Raw genomic sequence first — 17,036 nt, 5'->3', positions numbered from 1 at the left:
TTCCGATAAATGTCGTAGGAAAAGCCGCTTTTTTCAAGATGTACTGTGCGTGTGGTCTGTTGCCGTCTTGGTTACGGCAGCGTTGATACGGGCGATAAGTGTGTCCAGGTCGCAGGGTTTTACCAGATAATCCACGGCTCCCAGCTGCACGGCCTTGCGTGCTTCTTTTTCCCCGCCGTGGCCGGTCAGCAGAATGACTTTCAGCTCCGGGGCCATGAGCGAGATCATGCGCAGGGTTTCCAGCCCGTCCATCCCCACCATTTTGAGGTCCAGAAGCGCGATGTCGAATTCGTGCTCCTTGATGACCCGGATCGCTTCCTGTCCGTTTTGTACGGCCATGGGCTCCATGCCGCGCAGGGTCAGACGTTTGGTCAGCACCCGCAGGTACGAGACCTCGTCGTCCACCAACAGTACCCGGATGGGGGGTGTGTCCGCCATGATTCCTCCCCGTTGTTCGGGATCGGGATGAAACGGAAAAAACACGTATACCCATTGTTTCAGAAAAAGAGCGGCGCGTCCATGCAAGGTGAAAATTGGGCGAGTGGTTTTTATTCTTTGGAGTGACTGAGATTGCCCAACCCGGCAGGCTGCTCAAAAAAGAGCAACGAAGCGAGCGTATTTCCTGTTTTTTCCTGCTTTGATTTTCAAAGTGATGAGCCTGCCCTGAGCTCTTCAGGCTGCTCAAAAAGGTGCAACGAGGCAGTCTTGTTTCTTGATTATCTTGTTCTCCCTCTATCCGTGTTTTTTGATTTTATTTTCAAAGTGATGAGCCTGCCCAACTCGGCAGTTTGTCTCCAAAGGTGCAAGAGCAAGGCACAAGAGAAACTCAAGCCCGACGCGTATTTTTTTGATATGCGAGGGTTTGAGTTTTTCGAAGTAACGAAGCTATTGTGCTTTTGGCGGCAAACTGGGGCGGAGGTATTTGATGGCAATCCCTCCAGTTCGGTATCTCGCCTTGGCTCCGTAGGGCGCCAGGACGGAATCGCGGAATGTCTTGCGTTCGTCCATTATAATGGCGTCGGCGCCCAGGCTGGCTGCCTTGCGGGAAAGGGCTTCCATGTCGCCGTCCTCGTCGTTCACTTCCAGGCGGGCGACCTTGGCAAAGGCCTCGTCGGGCGGGCCGTCCAGAATATCCACACTGCCGCGGTTGACGGGGTATTCGGTCTTGGTAAGAGGCGTCACATCCACCTTGGGCAGGGCACAGCCGGAGACAAGGCAGACCGAAAGCACAAGGGCCAGCAGCACAAGCCCGGTAATCGCGGGCCGCATGAAATTTCGGAAAAGACAAAACCGCACGGTTACTTGCCCCAATCCTCGGCTTCGGCCTGCTCCTCGTCCGTACCCAGGGCCGCGCTCTTGGCGCCCGAATCCCAATGGGTGTTTTCCTCAAGAATGCGGTGCAGCTTGCAGCGCGTCAGCTCGGCCCGGCTGAAGTCGGCCCCGGAAAGGTCGGCGTGGGAAAAATCCCCGCAGTTCAGGTTGGTTCCCACAAACTTGGTGGCCCGGCAGATGGCCTTGGGCAGCATGCATTGCTCCATGTGCGCGCCCGAGCAATCGGCCAGGGTGAGGTCGGCGGACTCCATGTAGGACTGCATCAGGTTGGCCCCGGTAAAGTCGGCCTTGTGCAGCACCGCGTCCATGAAGACCGTACGCGGGGCAGTGGCCTTGGCAAAGACGGCTTCGGTCAGGTCGCATTCCATGAAATTGGTCTGGGTGATGTCCGCCCCGGCAAAGTTGCAGCCGCGCATGTTGGCCCCGCCCGCCTGGTTCAGGGTGAAGGTCGCCCCGCTGAAGTCCTGGCCTTCCAGATTGCACTTGCGCAGCAGGGTGTTGCGCACGGCGGCTCCCTTGAAATTCGCCCCGGTAAGGTCGGCTCCCTGGTAGATGCCTATGTAGATGTCGCAGTCGCGGAACACGGCCCGGCGCAGGTCCGCGTCCAGAAACACGGTCTTGTCGATCTTGGCGGCCACGAAGATGGCGTCCTGCATGTCGGTTTCGTTGAGCACGGCCTGGGTAAGGTCCGCGCCCGTGAAGTCCGCGCCCGGCAGCTTGGCGCCGGTGAGCATGGATTTGGTAAAGTCGGCATTGCGAAAGGTGACGCCGGGCAGGTTCATGTTCACCCAGAAGACCTCGGTAAGGTCTGTGGCGTCCATGTTGGCGCCTTCCAGATCGCAGTCGAAGAATCCCGTGCGCCGTATCACCGCGCCGCTCATGTTGGCTCCCCTCAGCAGGCAATGGTCGAAACGGGCCCCGGACAGATCGGCCCCGGACAGATCCAGGCCGGAAAGGTCCTGGTTTTCTATGGTGTCGTCCTCGCGAATGGCCTGGAGGATTTCGCTGCGGGTCATAGTGGGGGTAGGGCTGTCGATCATGGCGTGGTGTCCTTTGCAGAGGCTTGGCCCGTTTGGCCCGTTTGAGAGGTTTGGGACGTTTGGGATACGGCTGCCTGTCCCGGCTCGGTAATGACAAGGTCGTACAGCCGGGCCTTCCAGGGCAGGAGCAGGCGTACTCCGGTAAGGGAGTTGCCGCCCGTGGAAAAGTAGAACACGAACTGGCCGTTGACGAACAGCTTCATCAGGGAGCCGCGTTTGACCACCTTGTATTCGTTGAAGTTGACCGCATCGATCCAGGGTAGTGTGTTGGTGACAATGGAGCCCACCCGGTAGACGGCCTGGGGCTGGAGCTTGTCGTCGTAGCCTGCAATGAGGGAGTAGTCTTCCCACAAGCCGTTTTCGTAGCGCAGGGAAAACAGGGGAAAGCGCGCGGATTTGCCCGGCTTTTGCGGCAGGTCAAAGACATTGGCCACAAAGATGGAGACGTCGAAGTCCTGGCCCGTGGTGAGCGGAAAAAGGGCCGTGGCCCCTTTGGGCGCGGTGGAGCCCAGACATTTGCCCTGAAAATCGGTGAACACGCCGATGTCCTTGCCCCATTCCGGGACCGGGTCGCCAGCGTCTTGTCCTTTCAGGTCCAGCTGGTAGGCGACCTTGGGACCGGCGGGCGGCGGGGCGTCGGGCAGGCGGCCCAGGGCCTTGTTAATTTCCCTCTCCATTTGCATGGGAATGATGTCGGCGCTGGCGCTCATGCACATGTCGTTGCTGAACCAGTCGAACAGCTGTTTGATCTTGAGGTTGTGCAGGAGCATGGCGCGCTGTTCCCTGGTAAGGGCCGTGTATTGCGGGGCGGCCTGCAGCAGCATGCGGTCCATGGCGGCGTAGCGGGCCTGGGTGCGCATGGCTTCCAGGGAGAGTTCCGGGGCGCTGTAGCAGAAGTTTTTCAGCTCCATCCGGCGGGGGCGCAGCTGATTGAAAACGTGCTGGGGCAGGCTGTACATGGTTTGGGCGCAGAGTTCGCCAAGCCCCTTGCCGTTGAACAGCCGGGGCTGGTCCACCACTTCCAGCAGCGAGAGCACGTGCGCTTTGAAGCCCGGCTCCATGTGGGGAAGCTCTCCCTTGGCATTGGGGGTGTAGAGGCGGTGGAAGAAAATATCCATGGCCTTGGACCTGCCCTGTTGCGTGAGGCTGGCGGCCACCTGCTGGCGGGTGCGGCCCAACTGGCCGGAAAGCGGCGCACAGGTAATGACCGTGGTAAAGGCGCCCTGGCCTGTGGTCCCGGCCTGAAAGGTTGCTATGGGTTTGTCTGGTGCGGGAAGCGGGAGCCCTACAAGCTGGGCCTTTGGGGCGGCCTGGGTTTGGTTGGTGCCCGTTGCATTGGTGGTATGTGTTGCATTTGTGGCAAGCGGAACAGTCGCGTTGCCAGCGGTCTTATTACCTACCGGGGCCGTGGCATTCGTGGCGTTCACATGCTCGGATTGGGCCTTTGTTCCGTTTCCGCCTGTTGCATTTGCTGCGTTTGTCAGGGCCGTCGCATTGGCCGCTTGTCCCTGATCTGTCTTTTCCGGGACGTCTTTCGAGACGTCCTGCGTGTCGGGAATGGCATTGGTCTGGTTCCCGGCTGCTTTTTGTTTGGCCCGCAGAATGCCGAGTATCTGGTTGCCGTCCGGCGTGCCCGAAGGAACGGTCCAGATGGGCGAACTCGAAGCCGCCCCGTCCGGTCTGGGCCCATCCGGTGTGGGCCCGCTTGGTGTGTCCGGTGTGGACGATTGGGGGGCGGATGCTTTGGGAGCGGCCTGTTGTTTTGCCGGAGAATTTTGTCCTTGTGGAGCCGATCCGGTGGCATTGGCGCACCAGCCCCTTTTGCCCCACGTCGCCGGGGCCAGAAGCAGGAGGCAGAGGGCCGCAGCAAAAACAAGGCGCGCAAAGGCTGGAAAGAGGGCGAAACGGGTCGGGCTATTCATAGTCTATGTACCGCCTGGAAAGGACCAGATCGTGAATCGTGGTGCCTTCCGGCATGTTCAGGGTGATCGATCCCAGGGCGTCGCCCCCGGCCTTGAGCGTGATGGCGGGTTTCCCGTTGCAGCGGATGCGCAGCAGGTCGCCGGTTTTGATGAATGTGACGCGGTTGAGCGTGTCGTTCCAGGGCATGGGATAGCTTATGCCCTGGCGCCCGTAGTGCAGCACGGCCATGGGCTGGGGACCGGGCAGTTCAATGGTCAGAAAATTTCGCACCCCGTTGCTCCAGGATATTGTAACGACCTCCAGGCGTACCGGGTCCTGACCCTTTTGCGGAAAATGGATGGGCCAGTCGGCCTGTACCGTGGCATTGAAGCCTTTGAGGTCCTGCTCGGAAGTAGTCGTGGCGGAAATGGTCATTGTGGACGCGTAGCTGGCGTTCAGCCCTATGGCCCGTCCCTGGGGCGTGTTCTCCAAAACAAGCCCCTGGCCGAGGTCGGGCCTGGGGTCGCCTTCGGTGCCGTTGGTCAAATCCAGGCTCCAGACCTGCTTGCTGACCACCACGGGCTTTTTGGGCTTGAACGGGTCTTTCTTCGGCACCACATAATAGGTGGCAAAGTAGGGCACCAGTTTGGCAACCGCGTCCATGCAATAGTTCAGATTGTCGAGGTTCACGGTCTGGTTGGTCAGCCACAGTTCGCCGGAAAGCATGGCAGCCTCGCCGGGGCTGGCTGCAAACAGCTTGGGATTATACTTGCCCAGGGTCTGGTGCATGAAATCCAATGTGGCGTTGGAACGCAGGTCTTTTACCAGCGTGGCGTTGCCGGGCTGGCAGAAGCCCTGGACCGCCACCGTGGTTTCTTCCAGCAGCCTGCGGTCCCGCGCGGACAGTCGGCCCGTACACTTCAGGCAGATTTCCCCGAAGTTGTCGCCGTTGAAATAATGCATGCCGGTCAGCTTGAGGGTTTGCAGATAGGGGGCCACGGATTCGTCGCGCAGCAGCGGGGTGGGCTGTATCAGTCCCTGTTCCTTGAAATGGGCGTAGAGGATTTCCCGCAGAATGGCCTTGCGTGCGGTCAGTTCCAGGTCTTTTTTCAACACGTCCAGGTTCTTGGCCGTGCTGTTGGACGGATCATCTCCGGGATGGCGGATGCCGTCCATGCAGAACAGCCCCTGGTAGGACTTTTCCCTGGCCGGGACATGGTCGCGCTTAACATGGTGCAGACTGGTGGCGTTGGTCCCGGTGTGCAGGCCCTTGTTTTTCCTTTCTGGCGGCAGGTCGTTTCCCGCACCGGCACAGGCGGCAATGGGCCGGAGCACGGCCAGCACAAAGAGCAGCGCGAACGCGGCGAGGTGGAAGATCGTATGTGAACGGTGGCGGGAACGTCTCATTTTTACGCGCCTTTTCTCAGGTAATTGACAGGGCCGCACCCTGTGCGCCATTGTGCCATAGTTCAGCAAAAGGAAAAACTACCGCCCGTTTCCCCCCAGCGGGCATTTTTGCCATCCTGCAACCTTCCCGGAGGAGATCATGTCCGCCGTTCTCACGCCGTTCACCATAGTTGCCCTGGCTCCCTTTTGTCCCACGCCCGATGCGGACGTTTCCCCAACGCTGGTGGAGGTCGATCCTTCCGAACCGGACAAGGCGCTGCAGGAAATGGGGCCGCGTCTGCGCATCCAGATGCCCAAGGATCTGTGCCCGGGGGGCGAAGTCACCGTAGAAATTTCTTCCATGCGCGATTTCTCGCCGCGCGGGCTGCCCAGGGCGGTGGAGTACCTGGACCGCCTTGCCCAGGCCAGGGACTATGTTGCGCAGGCCGCGGCAGCCGGGGAGGAACTCGCTTCCACGGTCGGCGAAATGCAGTCGCGTTGGCCCGGTCTGCCCCTGGACTATCCCGACGCCTCCGTGCGAACCTCTGCCAAATCTTCGGACACCCACTCCGAAGTGGACGACATCCTGGCCATGGTGGCGGTGGACGCGTCTTCTGCCGAGCGTTCCGGCAATGCCGGGTCGCTGAAGCAGGTGGCGCAGCAGGCGGAGCAGATTTCCAAGGCGGTCATGGCCCGCATCGTGGCCGACCACGAATTCCGCCGGGCCGAAGCCTGCTGGCAGGGCGTGCGCCTGCTGTTGCGGCAGGGCATCATCCCGGCCTCGAAAAACGGGGAACAGGTCCGGCTGCTGCTGGCTTCCGTGTCTTCGGCCAATCTGGCCGAAAGCCTGGATGGGCTGTTGCCCCAGCTGGCAAGCGACCTGCCCGGACTGATCCTGTGCGACCTGCAATTCGACAACACACCCCGCGGCATCGAACTGTTGGGCGGGCTGGCCGAATTTGCCGAGTCCCTGCTTTGCCCCACCTTGGCCTGGGCAGGGCCGCGCCTGTTCGGCGTGGACGACTGGGACGGTTTTTCCAAGCTTGCCTACCTGCGCCATCATATGGATGACGCGGCCTTTGCTAAATTTCGTACCCTGGCTGCTTCGTCCGCTGCCGGATGGCTGGGCCTTCTGACCAACCGCATGGCCGTGCGCACCCGCCATGCCGATCTGGACGAACGTGAAAATCTTTGGAGTGCGCCGGTCTGGGCCATGGCAACGCTGATTGCCCAAAGCCTTGGGCAGACGGGCTGGTCCACCCTGTTTACCGACTACAACCGTTTCGTCCTGCAAGATCTGGCCGCCGGAACCGAGGGGGCGGGCAACATGGCCTGCGAGGTTTCCATGGGCGAGGACCGCATGGCCCAGCTTTTGGAATGCGGGCTGACTCCCCTGGTGGGGCCGCTCGGCAAGGATACGGCCTTTCTTCCCAAGGAAACCGCCCTGGATGGAGGTTCCCTGCGCCATTGTCTGCTCTTTTCCCGTATCATCGGCGTGCTCCTGCGGGTGCAGGAGGAAACCGCCGAGCTGGCGTCCACTGTCGGCTCGGACCCGGCCGAACTTGTCCGGCAGGTGCTGGCGGCCCTGTTTTCCGAAACCGGCCATAAAGTGCCAGAAGATCTGCGCGTTACTGCTGGCGAACCGGGCGAGTCGGGCCTGCCTTTGGACGTGGTCTTCACTCCGCCCATGTCGGTTCTGGCCAGCGAACAGATGGGCTTCCAGTTTTTGTGGTAGCCGGTGCGTAATCAGGCCAGCTTGATGGTGTACAGCTCGGGCATGTCGCCTTCGCCCATTTCGCCGAACACCAATGCTTCGGGCGCGCCTTTGACCCGCACATAATAGGAACTGCCCGCGTCCAGCGGGTTCTTCACGGCCCAGGCCGTGTACTCCGTGCCGTCCAGTTCCAGCTTGGCGTTCTGCATGGGGTAGTTCAGCACACAGCGTTCGGGCGGTGCGCCTGCATCGCCTACGCCGTGGGCGTCAATCTCCGCCTTACCGGAAATACCGAACAGGGCTCCGGCCCATTCGCCTTCGCGTGGTCCTATTTCGAACCATTGGCCCACGCTGGGCATGGCAATGATGCTCAGACGGTACTCGCCCCACAGGGGCTTGGCCGGGATGTTCACGGCGGCTGCCGCCTTCACGCCCAGATTGTCGGATTCCTTCAGGATGGTCGCGCCTGCCAGGGGAGTCGGCAGCTCCTGTTCCAGCACCCCTCCGGTGGGACGCACCATGATGTTGAACCCGTGGCCCTTGGCCGCCTGAATCTTGAGCGAGAGCAGGGACAGCCCGATGCGCACGGTGGGATCGGCAAAGGTTTCGGGCTTGCCGGAAATGACCCACAGCGCGGTCTCCGGGGCCATCAGGGTCTCGACCGGGCCGAGCCAGGCCGCCTTTTTAAGGTCGTCTATCCAGAAGTGGCCGGAAACGGCCAGCCCGTATTTGCTCAGGGTGTCCATCTGCTCCTTGGCAAGGGCTTCGTCCTTGTCCAGAGCCGTAACCCAGACGCTTTTTTTCATGGTGTCCTCCTGTGTAGCCACAAAATACAAGACGTATCTGCGGACAGCACGTTGCCCGCTGAACTCAGCTTACCCACTAAATTCCACGGTGAATCCGCCGTCCTCGTCCATGTCCACGGCCACCTTGGAGGGCATTTCGCCGCCTCCCATTTCGCTCAGAATGCGGCGGGACATGAGCGGCAGCAGGTTGCCGTTGAGGATGTATTCGATGTTGCGCGCTCCGGTTTCCACCTCGGTGCAGCGTTCGGCAATGCTTTCCACCACCTTGTCGCTCCAGGTGAGCTTCATCTTGTTGTTGTCCATAAGGGTCTTTTGCAGACGGCCCAGCTTGAGCCCGGTGATCATCTTCATGGCTTCGGGCGCAAGGCTGCCGTAGGGCACAATGGTCATGCGGGCCAGCAGTGCGGGCTTGAAGTGGTCGGACAGGATGGGACGGATGGCGGCGACCAGGGTGTCCAAAGGCATTTTATCCCCGCTCGTGGTCATTTCCTGGATAACATCCGAGGCCAGGTTGGAGGTCAGCATGATGATGGTGTTCCGGAAGTTGATCTCCTTGCCTTCCCCGTCCGAGAGCATGCCCTTGTCAAAGACCTGATAGAACAGGTTGAGCACGTCGGGGTGGGCCTTTTCCACCTCGTCCATGAGCACCACGGAGTAGGGATGCTGGCGCACGGCCTCGGTGAGCATGCCGCCCTCGCCATAGCCAACGTAGCCGGGAGGCGAACCAATGAGACGGCTGACCGTATGTTTTTCCTGAAACTCGCTCATGTTGACGGTGACCACGGAGCGTTCGTCGCCAAACAGCAGATCGGCCAGACACAGGCCCGATTCGGTCTTGCCCACGCCGGAGGGACCAACCAGCAGAAAAACTCCCTGGGGCCGCGACGGGTCGGTAAGGCCGGATCTGGCTGCCTGGAGTTCCTGGGCAATGGCGTCCAGGGCATGGTCCTGGCCCTTGATGCGCTCGTTCATGCGCTCCTTGAGTTCCCCCACCATGCGGGCCTGGTCGCGGGCCAGCTTGCCCACGGGAATGCCGGTCCAATCGGCCACCACCTTGCCCACCTGGTCGGGGTTAACCTCCACGTGGATGAGCGCGTCCTCGCCCTGGGCCGCGGCCAGAGCGGCGTCGGCTTGCAAAAGCTGTTTCCTGAGCTCTTCCAGTGATTCCTCGGGTGATTCCTTTGGTGCCACCTTCGGTGTTTCTTCTGGCGCGGTGGTATCTGCATCCGCAGTAGTTTCTTCTGTTCCTTCTGCCTCAGCCTCAGGTGCACCCGCATCACCTTCATCTGTCGTTGCCGTGTAGACCTTGGCGCGTAGTTCCAGCACCTTGTCGGCCAGCTCCTTCTGTTCCTTCCAGCGGGCGGCCAGCTCCTTTTCCCAGCCATCCAGCTCAGCCAGCTTGGCGTCTATTTCTTCCAGCCGTTCCACGTCCACCGGCGCGTTGTGGGCCTGGTCGCGCAGCAGGGCGTCTTTTTCCCGCTGCAATGCGGCAATGGACCGCTGTGTGTCTTCCAGCGCGCCGGGTTTGGACGAGAGGTTCACCTTGACGCGGGCGCAGCTGGTATCCAGCAGGTCGATGGCCTTGTCCGGCAGAAAGCGTCCGGCAATGTAGCGGTCGGACATTTCCGCGGCAGCCACTATTGCGTCGTCGCGTACAATGACCCTGTGGGCCTTTTCATAGCTGGCCTTGAGGCCGCGCAGGATGGTCTTGGTGGTCTCCACCGAAGGCGGGTCCAGCTTCACCAGCTGGAAGCGGCGGGCCAGGGCCGGGTCTTTTTCGAAATATTTCTTGTATTCGGTCCAGGTAGTGGCGGCACAGGTTTTTATCTCCCCGCGCGCCAGGGCGGGTTTGAGCAGGTTGGCCGCGTCCGAGCCGCCAGCCGTGCCCCCGGCGCCCACCAGGGTGTGGGCTTCGTCGATGAAGAGCACAATGGGCTTTTCACTGGATTTTATTTCCGTAAGCACGCCCTTGAGCCGGTTTTCGAACTCGCCCTTCATGCCCGCGCCCGCTTCCAGCGCGCCCATGTCCAGCCCCAGCAGGGTCACGCCCTGGAGGATTTCCGGCACGTCGTCCTGGGTGATGCGCAGGGCCAGCCCTTCGATGACCGCGGTCTTGCCCACGCCGGGTTCGCCCACCAGGATGGGGTTGTTCTTGCGGCGGCGGGCCAGGATGTCCACGATCTGGCGGATTTCCTGGTCGCGTCCGAACACGGGGTCGATGTCGCCGTCCTTGGCCCGGCGGGTAAAGTCTATGCAGAAGCGCGAGATGAAATTGGCCTCGCCACCCGGCCCGCCCGCTGCCGCAGGTCCGGCGGAACCGCCACCCGCGCCCTTTGTTGCCTGCTCGGCCGAGCCTTTGACAATGGTCCAGAAGTCCTTTTCCAGCCGTTCCTTGCTTACCTCGGCCAGGGCGTCCACAAACGCGCCCGAGGCGAAAAAGCGCGGCTTGGCCAGAAAGGCCAGCATGATGGCGCCGGAACGGATGTTGGGTTCGTTCAGGGTAAGGGAGGAGACGGACCAGGCGTCCTGAAAGAGTTCCAGCAGCAGCGGCGAAAAGACCGGCTTGCCCGCGTTGCCCGTGCGCAGTTCCTCCATGGCTTCGGTCAGCAGGGCCATGATGCGCGAGGATTCCACGTCAAAGGCGCGCAGAATCTGGGAAAGGTCGCTGGACGGATTTTCCAGCAATTTTATCAGAAAATGTTCAATGGTTACTTCGTGGTTGGTGCGGGTTACGGCCAGACCGGCTCCGTTGTGCAGCGCGGTTGTGCACAAAGGGCCGAGCTTGGCTATGAGGGAGCGGAGGTCGGTGGTCAGCATGGCTGTTCTCCTCGCCGGATGCGGTTGGTGTGCAAGGGAATTCTGGCGGGCTGTCCCTCCAGTGTGTCCGTGGAAAAGACCCAGGTGCTCAGCCCCAGGTGTGCCCAGCGGCCTTCCGGGGTTCCCCCCAGGCAGGCGGTGCAGGCCTCTTCCTTTATAGGGGCGACTTCCAGCTCGCACTCCAAAGGCGCGCTCAGATACAGCCCGGTCATCACCGAAAGCTGTTTGAACGTCTCCGAGCCGGGAAGGGTGTTATGAAAATGTTCCGCGTCCAGGCCGTCCACCTGGATGCGGAATTTGTTCATGCGGTCGAAAATTTCCCGCCCAAGGTAGGCGTCCTCGCCCAGGGTGGTGTTGCTTTTTCCCAGGCACATGCGCTGGTCCCTGGGGATTGTCGCCCGGCGCGGCACGCACGACTCGATGCGGGCATGGGTCTTGAGGATGTCGCTGACCAGGGCCTGCAGCCCGGTGGCGGAACGGGGCCAATGCAGAAACAGACCCATATAGCGCAGGGCCTGGACCGGATTGTCCAGCTCCTCGCGCAGTTCGGGCACGCCCAGCCCCAGCAGGCAGAAGAGCATGTCCAGGCTGGCCGGGTCTTCCTCTTCGATAACGCGTAAAAAGGTGCGGTACTTGGACCAGCACAGGAACATGAGCGCGTAGAAACGGTGGTTGAAGATGTCCAGAAATTCGCGGGAAACCGAGTGGTCGTTCTGGGCCTCGTCCAGCAGGTCTTCGGTATAATATGTGGGCAGAGGGCTGGATGATCCGTACAGCCCCAGAAAGCCTGTCGTCATGTTCCAGCGTTCGCCCGTGCGGGTTTCTTCCTTTTCCAGGGAAACGATGTCCGTACCCGGAAAGCCCAGGGTGAGTTCCGGACGAACGCGCAACCGTTTGGTGAGGAAGTCCTCCAGATCGCCAGCCGTGCGTTTGCCCTTAAGCAGCTTGAGCAGACGTAGCGCCTGGACATAGGAAAAGGACTTGCTCTTGGTGAGCAGGTCTTTTTCTATAACAGAGGACGGTCGCCGGTCCTGGCTGCCCATGAATGCTCCTCTCCGTTGTAAATGTTGACCATGCGCATACGCGTGTAGCTGTTGATGCAGGCGTATCCCGCCAGAAACGCGTTGAGCACCGAACCGAAGAGATACACGTCGCCTGCTCCGGCAAAGGACGATCCGTCCACCTCCATGGTTATTTCACTGCCCCGGATGACGGCTCCGCCAACCAGTCTGTCCTGCGGCGTCACCTCCAGGCTGTGCACTCCTTCCACACGCTTGCGGTTGGCGCCCACCCTGGCGCGGTCGCGTCCTTCCGGGAAGATGTAGAGCTCCAGAAGCGCCTTGAGTGATTTCACGTCGGCTATGGACAGATAGCTCAGGGACAGATGCGAAAGCAGTTTCCAGAGCTGCTGCTTGCCCAGGGGCGGTTGCAGCGGCGAGGTGGGCGGAATGATGTTGCGAAAATCCATGAGCGCGGGCGAGGTGTCCGTGGGTTTGCAGATGTCCCCGTAGCGCAGGCTTTCCGGCAGGCTGGCATTGGTGCAGAGCACGTCTATGGACAGGGTTTCCTGTGCGGTTTCGTCGGGCCAGCCCGTGTAGGCAAGGGTTATGGATGTTTCCACCTGGTCGCGTATGGGCGAAAGCCGCTGGGTGGTGGTGTAGATCGGCTGGTCTGCCGAAGGGGTGGTGAACATTTCAAAAGGGGCAAAGGTTCGCAGTTTGCCCGCGCCTCGGCGTACGCCGCGTACCCGCTCCACGCTGAACACCTGGTAGTGGGTGGGGTGCTTGCCCGAGGGACGAACCCGGTATTCGGGCTGCATGTGGTCCACCCGGATGGGTTCGGCGGAGTGGGGAAACAGGTTGACCGCAGGTACGGCGTTGACCACAAAGTTGTCCGCCCCTATCCAGGGCAGGTCCGGTCCGGCGTTCTGCAGGTCGAACAACAGGCTGAAGTCCGTGCTTTCGCCCCGGTTGGTCCAGTTTTCCAGCCCTGTGATGTCGAGAAAAAGAAATTTTTCCGGCAGCAGAAAAAATTCCTGGAGGATTCTGTAGCCGGGATAGGAGTGGGCCGGGTAGGGGAAGAGCATTTCCTCGTCGGAAAAGCCGCCTTCGCGTATGCAGTTTCGGGGAAGATCCCAGGTGGTTTCCCCCTGCACGAGACGTACCCCTGTACAATAGCGTTTCAGCGCCAGGTAGCGGTCCGCGGCGCGGCTGTAGTTGCCGCTGCAATGCAGGCGCAGGCTTGTGGCCTTCCAATCCGCCGGGGAAAGTCCGTTGAGGTGGAAATCCAGCCGAATGGTCTTGGGTAGTCCTGGTTTTTCCAGCAGCTCGGCCCCGGTTATGGACAGGGGGTGCACGTCCATGTCGTAGCTGGTGCGGAAGGTGCAGGCCGTGCCGTCCACGGGGACGGATGCCAGCTCGGTTCCGGCGGGAACGCGGATGGTTTCCATAAGCCCGGCCTTGGGCAGAAATTCCATGATGGTGGCGGAAAGAATGGGGCGCAGATAGTGGGGAAAGAGCATCTGCATGAGGCCGTGGACGATCTCCGGAAATTCGTCGTCCAGCTTTTCCCGCAGCATGCCTGTAAGAAAGGCCGAGCCTTCCAGCAGGCGTTCCACGTCCGGATCGGGCGATTGGCCGCCCAAAAGCGGTGCCAGGGCCGGGTGCGCCTTGGAGAATTCACCCGCCAGTTCGCGCAGGTGGTAGAGTTCCTGCTGATAGTATTTGTTGATCATGCCCGGCGTGTGTTCCTTCTCGTTTCAGCGATTAGTGGTTTATGGAAACCCGGCCGTCCGCATCCACCCTGCTTTCGAAAATCACGGGGATGTCCAGGTTTTCCATGGCGAGTCGGGCCTCTATGGTGAAGAGCAGGGTGAGTGAGTTGTCCACACGCTCCTTGAAGCGCATGCGTACGTTCTTCATGCGCGGTTCATAGCGTTCTATGACTTGTTCTATGGTGCGTTCCATGGCCTGCATGTCCGGGGCTTCGGGCGAGGCGGAAAGATGGGTGAAATCGGGCACGCCAAGATCCGGGGCCGACTGGCAGCCGCCCTGGCGGGAATTGAGAATCTGGATGAGATGGCGGGTTACCGAGTCGGAGAGCAGGGACGGATCGGACACCTGGCGCCGGTCCTGCTTCTCGTCCAGCCTGCGGATTCGCTCAAGCAGTCTGTCTTCGCGCATGAACACCCCAAAATACACTACACGCCTTATATGCCCCAAATTCCCCAAATTTTGGAGATACCGGGGCAGCCGAACCCCAAAAACTCTGCCGCAACTGTCGGAACACGTTGACGAATGAGTGCATCCCAAGGCCGGATGCGTCCCAATCATGCCAACTCATCCGGGGAGGGACCTTGCGGTCCCTCCCGGAAGTCCGGGCGCGTGGTTACGCGTTTTCCCAGCTGTCTTCGTGTTCCTTGTTGTCCACCTTGTCGGTCCACTTGATCTTGGAATAGGTAAAGGAGATCTTTTCCAGATCAGGGTACTTCGTGTACTTGGGATCGAGGGTATCGTACGTGGCGTCCTCGATCTTGCATACGATGGCGTCCGTCAGGGTGATTTCGTAGTATATTTCCGTTGTCTTCTGTGGGTTGAAGTGGCTGATTATCACTTCCAGCTTTTCGGGCTCGGCAGAGCACATGGCCTTTTTCACTTCCACCCCGCCCGCGCATTTGGGCACGGTGATGGAAAAGGGGCCGTGGATGCGGTTGCCCGTGGGCTGGCCGGTCTGAGGATCAACGGGAAGTTCCACCTTGTGGTCGATCTTGTAGACCGTGAACTTTTCGTTCTTGTCGCCAGCCTGGGTGCTGTCGCCTTTGTAGCCGCCGATCTTTGCGTATGCATTAATTGCCATTACCTGTCCTCCTGCGGTGTTATGGGTGTTCTGCTGTTCTTGCCCTTACCAAAAAGCATGCCATTTTCGAATGCCCCGGTACTGCTGGCTTTCTGCCGATCCCCCCGGACGGCAGTGCCAATAAGGTTGGCGCAAAGCCCAACAAAAGGGGAGCCCGAAAAAGCTGCTGCTTAGCTCTTGTCCAGCTTGCCGACCAGCGACAGGGTGAAGGATGCGCCCATGTACTTGAAATGAGGGCGTATCTTCATGCCCACGCTGTACCATCCCGGTTCGCCGGGAACGTCGTTGACCTCTATCTGGGCCGTACGCAGGGGGCGGCGGCTGCGGACAGAAGGTGCGGGATTGTCCATGTCCGCCACATACTGGCTTATCCACTTGTTGAGTTCGGCTTCCAGGTCGCCGCGTTCCTTCCATGTACCGATGTTCTCGCGCTGCAACACCTTGATGTAGTGGGCCAGGCGGTTGACGATGAACATGTAGGGGAGCTGCGTACCCAGCTTGTAGTTGGTTTCGGCATCGCGTCCTTCAGCCGAGGTGCCGAAAAACTTGGGCTTCTGGCAGGAGTTGGCCGAGAAGAACGCGGCGTTGTCGCTGCCCTTGCGCATGGTCAGGGCAATGAAGCCTTCCTCGGCCAGTTCGAATTCCCGACGTTCGGAAAGCAGGACTTCCGTGGGGATCTTGGTCTGGATGGCGCCCATGGCCTCGTACTGGTACACGGGCAGGTCTTCCACGGTGCCGCCACCCTGGGGGCCGATGATGTTGGCGCACCAGCGGTACTTGGCAAAGCTGTCGGTAAGCCGACCGGCAAAGGCAAAGGCGCTGTTGCCCCAGCAGAAGTCCTCGTCGCTCTCGGCCACGTTTTCAACGTAGTTGAAGGTTTTGGCGGGCACGGTGTCCGGGCTGTAGGGCAGGCGCAGCAGAAAGCGGGGCAGGGTGAGGCCCACATAGCGGGCGTCTTCGGATTCGCGGAAGCTCTGCCACTTGATGTACTGCGGCCCTTCCAGAATGGACTTGAGGTCCTTGAGGTTGGGCAGTTCCTGCCAGGAGTCCACGCCAAAGAATTTGGGCGCGGCCGCGGCAATGAACGGGGCATGCGCCATGGAGGCCACGGCCGCCGTGTACTGCAGCAGCTTCATGTCCTGCGGTCCGGGGCCGAAATCGTAGTTGGCGATCAGGGCGCCGTAGGGCTGGCCGCCGAACTGTCCGTATTCCGCCGTGTACACACTGCGATACAGGCCCGACTTGGGCACTTCCGGGCTGTCCTCAAAGTCGTCCAGCAGGTCCTGCTTGGAAACGTTGAGGATTTCCACCTTGATGTTTTCGCGAAAATCCGTGTGGTCCACCAGGTATTTGAGGGAACGCCAGGTGGATTCCATCTTGCGGAATTTTTCATTGTGGATGATGGCGTCGGTCTGCATGGAGAGCTTGCGGTCCAGCTCGGCGATCATGTCGTCGACCACTGCGCCGGACACCTTGGCTCCTTCGTGTTCGGGCTTTACCAGCTCTTCGATGAAGGCGGAGAGCCCGGCCCTGGTCAGGGCGTAGCCGTCGTCGGCGGGCTGGAGCTTGGTGGCCTGGACGATTTCGTCCAAAAGGGAGCCTTCCTGCGCCTGCGCCTGCGCCTGGGATACTGCTTGATCTTTTTGTTCTTCAGCCATGTGCTCTCTCCTTAGCCTTCCTCGATGCCGAGTTCCTTGAGAATTTTATCGCGGGCATCCTTGTCGCCGACCAGCTCCTGAACTTTTTTGCGGAATTCCGGGACGTTGCTCAGGGGGCCCTTGAGCGCCTTGAGCGCTTCGCGCAGTTCCATGAGCTTCTTGAGTTCGGGGACCTTCTGGACAATGGCGTCGGGCTCGAAGTCCTTGAGGTTGTCGAACTTGAGGTTCACGGGCATTTCCGCGTCTTCTTCGTTGACCAGTTTGTTGCCCACGCTGAATTCCAGGGACAGGCCCTGGCCCTTGAGCACGTCGTTGAAGTTGTCCTTGTCCACGTTGATGGGATCGCGGTCTTCCACCATGCGGTCGTCGGCCTGCATGGTGAAGTCGCTCATAACCAGAAGCTTGAGCGGCAGTTCGACCTGTTCCTGGGCATCGCCAGTGGCAGGCTTGTACGTGATGTTGACACGTTCCTTGGGAGCAATGGAGCTTTCTTTACCCATGGTCTCCTCCTTTGCCGGGTGCGCGG

Annotated in this window: 14 protein-coding genes; 1 reads left to right on the top strand and 13 read right to left on the bottom strand. The window is 60.5% G+C overall.

Annotation, left to right across the window (positions count from 1 at the left end):
- Window positions 1–33 precede the first annotated feature (33 nt).
- The 5 genes from ACI0FJ_RS11245 to ACI0FJ_RS11225 form a co-directional block, all read right to left on the bottom strand.
- Window positions 34–438 (bottom strand): response regulator, encoded by a 405-nt coding sequence (locus ACI0FJ_RS11245; protein ID WP_424303263.1) that lies wholly within the window; start codon window positions 436–438, stop codon window positions 34–36.
- 447 nt (window positions 439–885) lie between these two features.
- Window positions 886–1,269 carry a hypothetical protein gene (locus ACI0FJ_RS11240; RefSeq protein ID WP_424303260.1) on the bottom strand — a complete coding sequence of 128 codons (384 nt, stop codon included), beginning with the start codon at window positions 1,267–1,269 and terminating at the stop codon, window positions 886–888.
- Between the two features lie 29 nt (window positions 1,270–1,298).
- Complete coding sequence (locus ACI0FJ_RS11235; protein ID WP_424303257.1) at window positions 1,299–2,372, bottom strand: pentapeptide repeat-containing protein; 1,074 nt, start codon at window positions 2,370–2,372, stop codon at window positions 1,299–1,301.
- Window positions 2,369–4,294 (bottom strand): hypothetical protein, encoded by a 1,926-nt coding sequence (locus ACI0FJ_RS11230; RefSeq protein ID WP_424303254.1) that lies wholly within the window; start codon window positions 4,292–4,294, stop codon window positions 2,369–2,371. The genes ACI0FJ_RS11235 and ACI0FJ_RS11230 overlap by 4 nt, the downstream gene beginning before the upstream one ends.
- Entirely contained in the window at window positions 4,287–5,681 is a 1,395-nt protein-coding gene (locus tag ACI0FJ_RS11225) for a hypothetical protein (protein ID WP_424303251.1), read from the bottom strand. Before ACI0FJ_RS11225 ends, ACI0FJ_RS11230 begins: the two co-directional genes overlap by 8 nt.
- Window positions 5,682–5,820: 139 nt before the next feature.
- Here ACI0FJ_RS11225 and ACI0FJ_RS11220 point away from each other — a divergent pair, with 139 nt between their 5' ends.
- Window positions 5,821–7,395, top strand: coding sequence for a type VI secretion system contractile sheath domain-containing protein (locus tag ACI0FJ_RS11220; protein ID WP_424303248.1), 1,575 nt, complete (start codon window positions 5,821–5,823; stop codon window positions 7,393–7,395).
- An 11-nt stretch (window positions 7,396–7,406) separates the two neighbouring features.
- Here the strand turns inward: ACI0FJ_RS11220 and ACI0FJ_RS11215 are convergent, their stop codons facing one another.
- The 8 genes from ACI0FJ_RS11215 to tssB form a co-directional block, all read right to left on the bottom strand.
- The gene (locus ACI0FJ_RS11215; protein WP_424303245.1) at window positions 7,407–8,180 is read right to left on the bottom strand and encodes a hypothetical protein; all 774 of its coding nucleotides are present in this window, start codon (window positions 8,178–8,180) and stop codon (window positions 7,407–7,409) included.
- A gap of 69 nt (window positions 8,181–8,249) precedes the next feature.
- The gene (gene tssH / locus ACI0FJ_RS11210; protein WP_424303242.1) at window positions 8,250–10,997 is read right to left on the bottom strand and encodes a type VI secretion system ATPase TssH; all 2,748 of its coding nucleotides are present in this window, start codon (window positions 10,995–10,997) and stop codon (window positions 8,250–8,252) included.
- The gene (gene tssG / locus ACI0FJ_RS11205) at window positions 10,991–12,040 is read right to left on the bottom strand and encodes a type VI secretion system baseplate subunit TssG (protein WP_424303239.1); all 1,050 of its coding nucleotides are present in this window, start codon (window positions 12,038–12,040) and stop codon (window positions 10,991–10,993) included. Before tssG ends, tssH begins: the two co-directional genes overlap by 7 nt.
- Window positions 12,004–13,731, bottom strand: a complete 1,728-nt coding sequence (tssF, locus tag ACI0FJ_RS11200; protein ID WP_424303236.1) for a type VI secretion system baseplate subunit TssF — start codon at window positions 13,729–13,731, stop codon at window positions 12,004–12,006. The genes tssG and tssF overlap by 37 nt, the downstream gene beginning before the upstream one ends.
- 31 nt (window positions 13,732–13,762) lie before the next feature.
- Window positions 13,763–14,179 (bottom strand): type VI secretion system baseplate subunit TssE, encoded by a 417-nt coding sequence (tssE, locus tag ACI0FJ_RS11195; protein WP_424303233.1) that lies wholly within the window; start codon window positions 14,177–14,179, stop codon window positions 13,763–13,765.
- Window positions 14,180–14,384: 205 nt separating this feature from the next.
- Entirely contained in the window at window positions 14,385–14,852 is a 468-nt protein-coding gene (tssD, locus tag ACI0FJ_RS11190) for a type VI secretion system tube protein TssD (RefSeq protein ID WP_424303230.1), read from the bottom strand.
- A 170-nt stretch (window positions 14,853–15,022) separates the two neighbouring features.
- Window positions 15,023–16,510: a type VI secretion system contractile sheath large subunit gene (tssC, locus tag ACI0FJ_RS11185; RefSeq protein WP_424303227.1), complete on the bottom strand. Its 1,488-nt coding sequence runs from the start codon at window positions 16,508–16,510 to the stop codon at window positions 15,023–15,025.
- Between the two features lie 11 nt (window positions 16,511–16,521).
- Window positions 16,522–17,010, bottom strand: a complete 489-nt coding sequence (gene tssB, locus ACI0FJ_RS11180) for a type VI secretion system contractile sheath small subunit (protein ID WP_424303224.1) — start codon at window positions 17,008–17,010, stop codon at window positions 16,522–16,524.
- Window positions 17,011–17,036 lie beyond the last annotated feature (26 nt).

This window comes from Desulfovibrio sp. 7SRBS1, from assembly GCF_049723905.1.
GTDB lineage: Bacteria > Desulfobacterota > Desulfovibrionia > Desulfovibrionales > Desulfovibrionaceae.
Note: the sequence above shows the minus strand (reverse complement) of the source record. Positions and strands in the feature narration are given on the sequence as shown.

What these genes read in the sequence shown, in the direction of transcription:
- tssC (WP_424303227.1), bottom strand. Translation starts at nt 16,510, where the DNA reads ATGGCTGAAGAACAAAAAGATCAAGCAGTATCCCAGGCGCAGGCGCAG.
- tssF (WP_424303236.1), bottom strand. Translation starts at nt 13,731, where the DNA reads ATGATCAACAAATACTATCAGCAGGAACTCTACCACCTGCGCGAACTG.
- tssD (WP_424303230.1), bottom strand. Translation starts at nt 14,852, where the DNA reads ATGGCAATTAATGCATACGCAAAGATCGGCGGCTACAAAGGCGACAGC.
- ACI0FJ_RS11230 (WP_424303254.1), bottom strand. Translation starts at nt 4,294, where the DNA reads ATGAATAGCCCGACCCGTTTCGCCCTCTTTCCAGCCTTTGCGCGCCTT.
- ACI0FJ_RS11225 (WP_424303251.1), bottom strand. Translation starts at nt 5,681, where the DNA reads ATGAGACGTTCCCGCCACCGTTCACATACGATCTTCCACCTCGCCGCG.
- tssH (WP_424303242.1), bottom strand. Translation starts at nt 10,997, where the DNA reads ATGCTGACCACCGACCTCCGCTCCCTCATAGCCAAGCTCGGCCCTTTG.
- ACI0FJ_RS11245 (WP_424303263.1), bottom strand. Translation starts at nt 438, where the DNA reads ATGGCGGACACACCCCCCATCCGGGTACTGTTGGTGGACGACGAGGTC.
- ACI0FJ_RS11240 (WP_424303260.1), bottom strand. Translation starts at nt 1,269, where the DNA reads ATGCGGCCCGCGATTACCGGGCTTGTGCTGCTGGCCCTTGTGCTTTCG.
- tssB (WP_424303224.1), bottom strand. Translation starts at nt 17,010, where the DNA reads ATGGGTAAAGAAAGCTCCATTGCTCCCAAGGAACGTGTCAACATCACG.
- ACI0FJ_RS11215 (WP_424303245.1), bottom strand. Translation starts at nt 8,180, where the DNA reads ATGAAAAAAAGCGTCTGGGTTACGGCTCTGGACAAGGACGAAGCCCTT.
- ACI0FJ_RS11220 (WP_424303248.1), top strand. Translation starts at nt 5,821, where the DNA reads ATGTCCGCCGTTCTCACGCCGTTCACCATAGTTGCCCTGGCTCCCTTT.
- ACI0FJ_RS11235 (WP_424303257.1), bottom strand. Translation starts at nt 2,372, where the DNA reads ATGATCGACAGCCCTACCCCCACTATGACCCGCAGCGAAATCCTCCAG.
- tssE (WP_424303233.1), bottom strand. Translation starts at nt 14,179, where the DNA reads ATGCGCGAAGACAGACTGCTTGAGCGAATCCGCAGGCTGGACGAGAAG.
- tssG (WP_424303239.1), bottom strand. Translation starts at nt 12,040, where the DNA reads ATGGGCAGCCAGGACCGGCGACCGTCCTCTGTTATAGAAAAAGACCTG.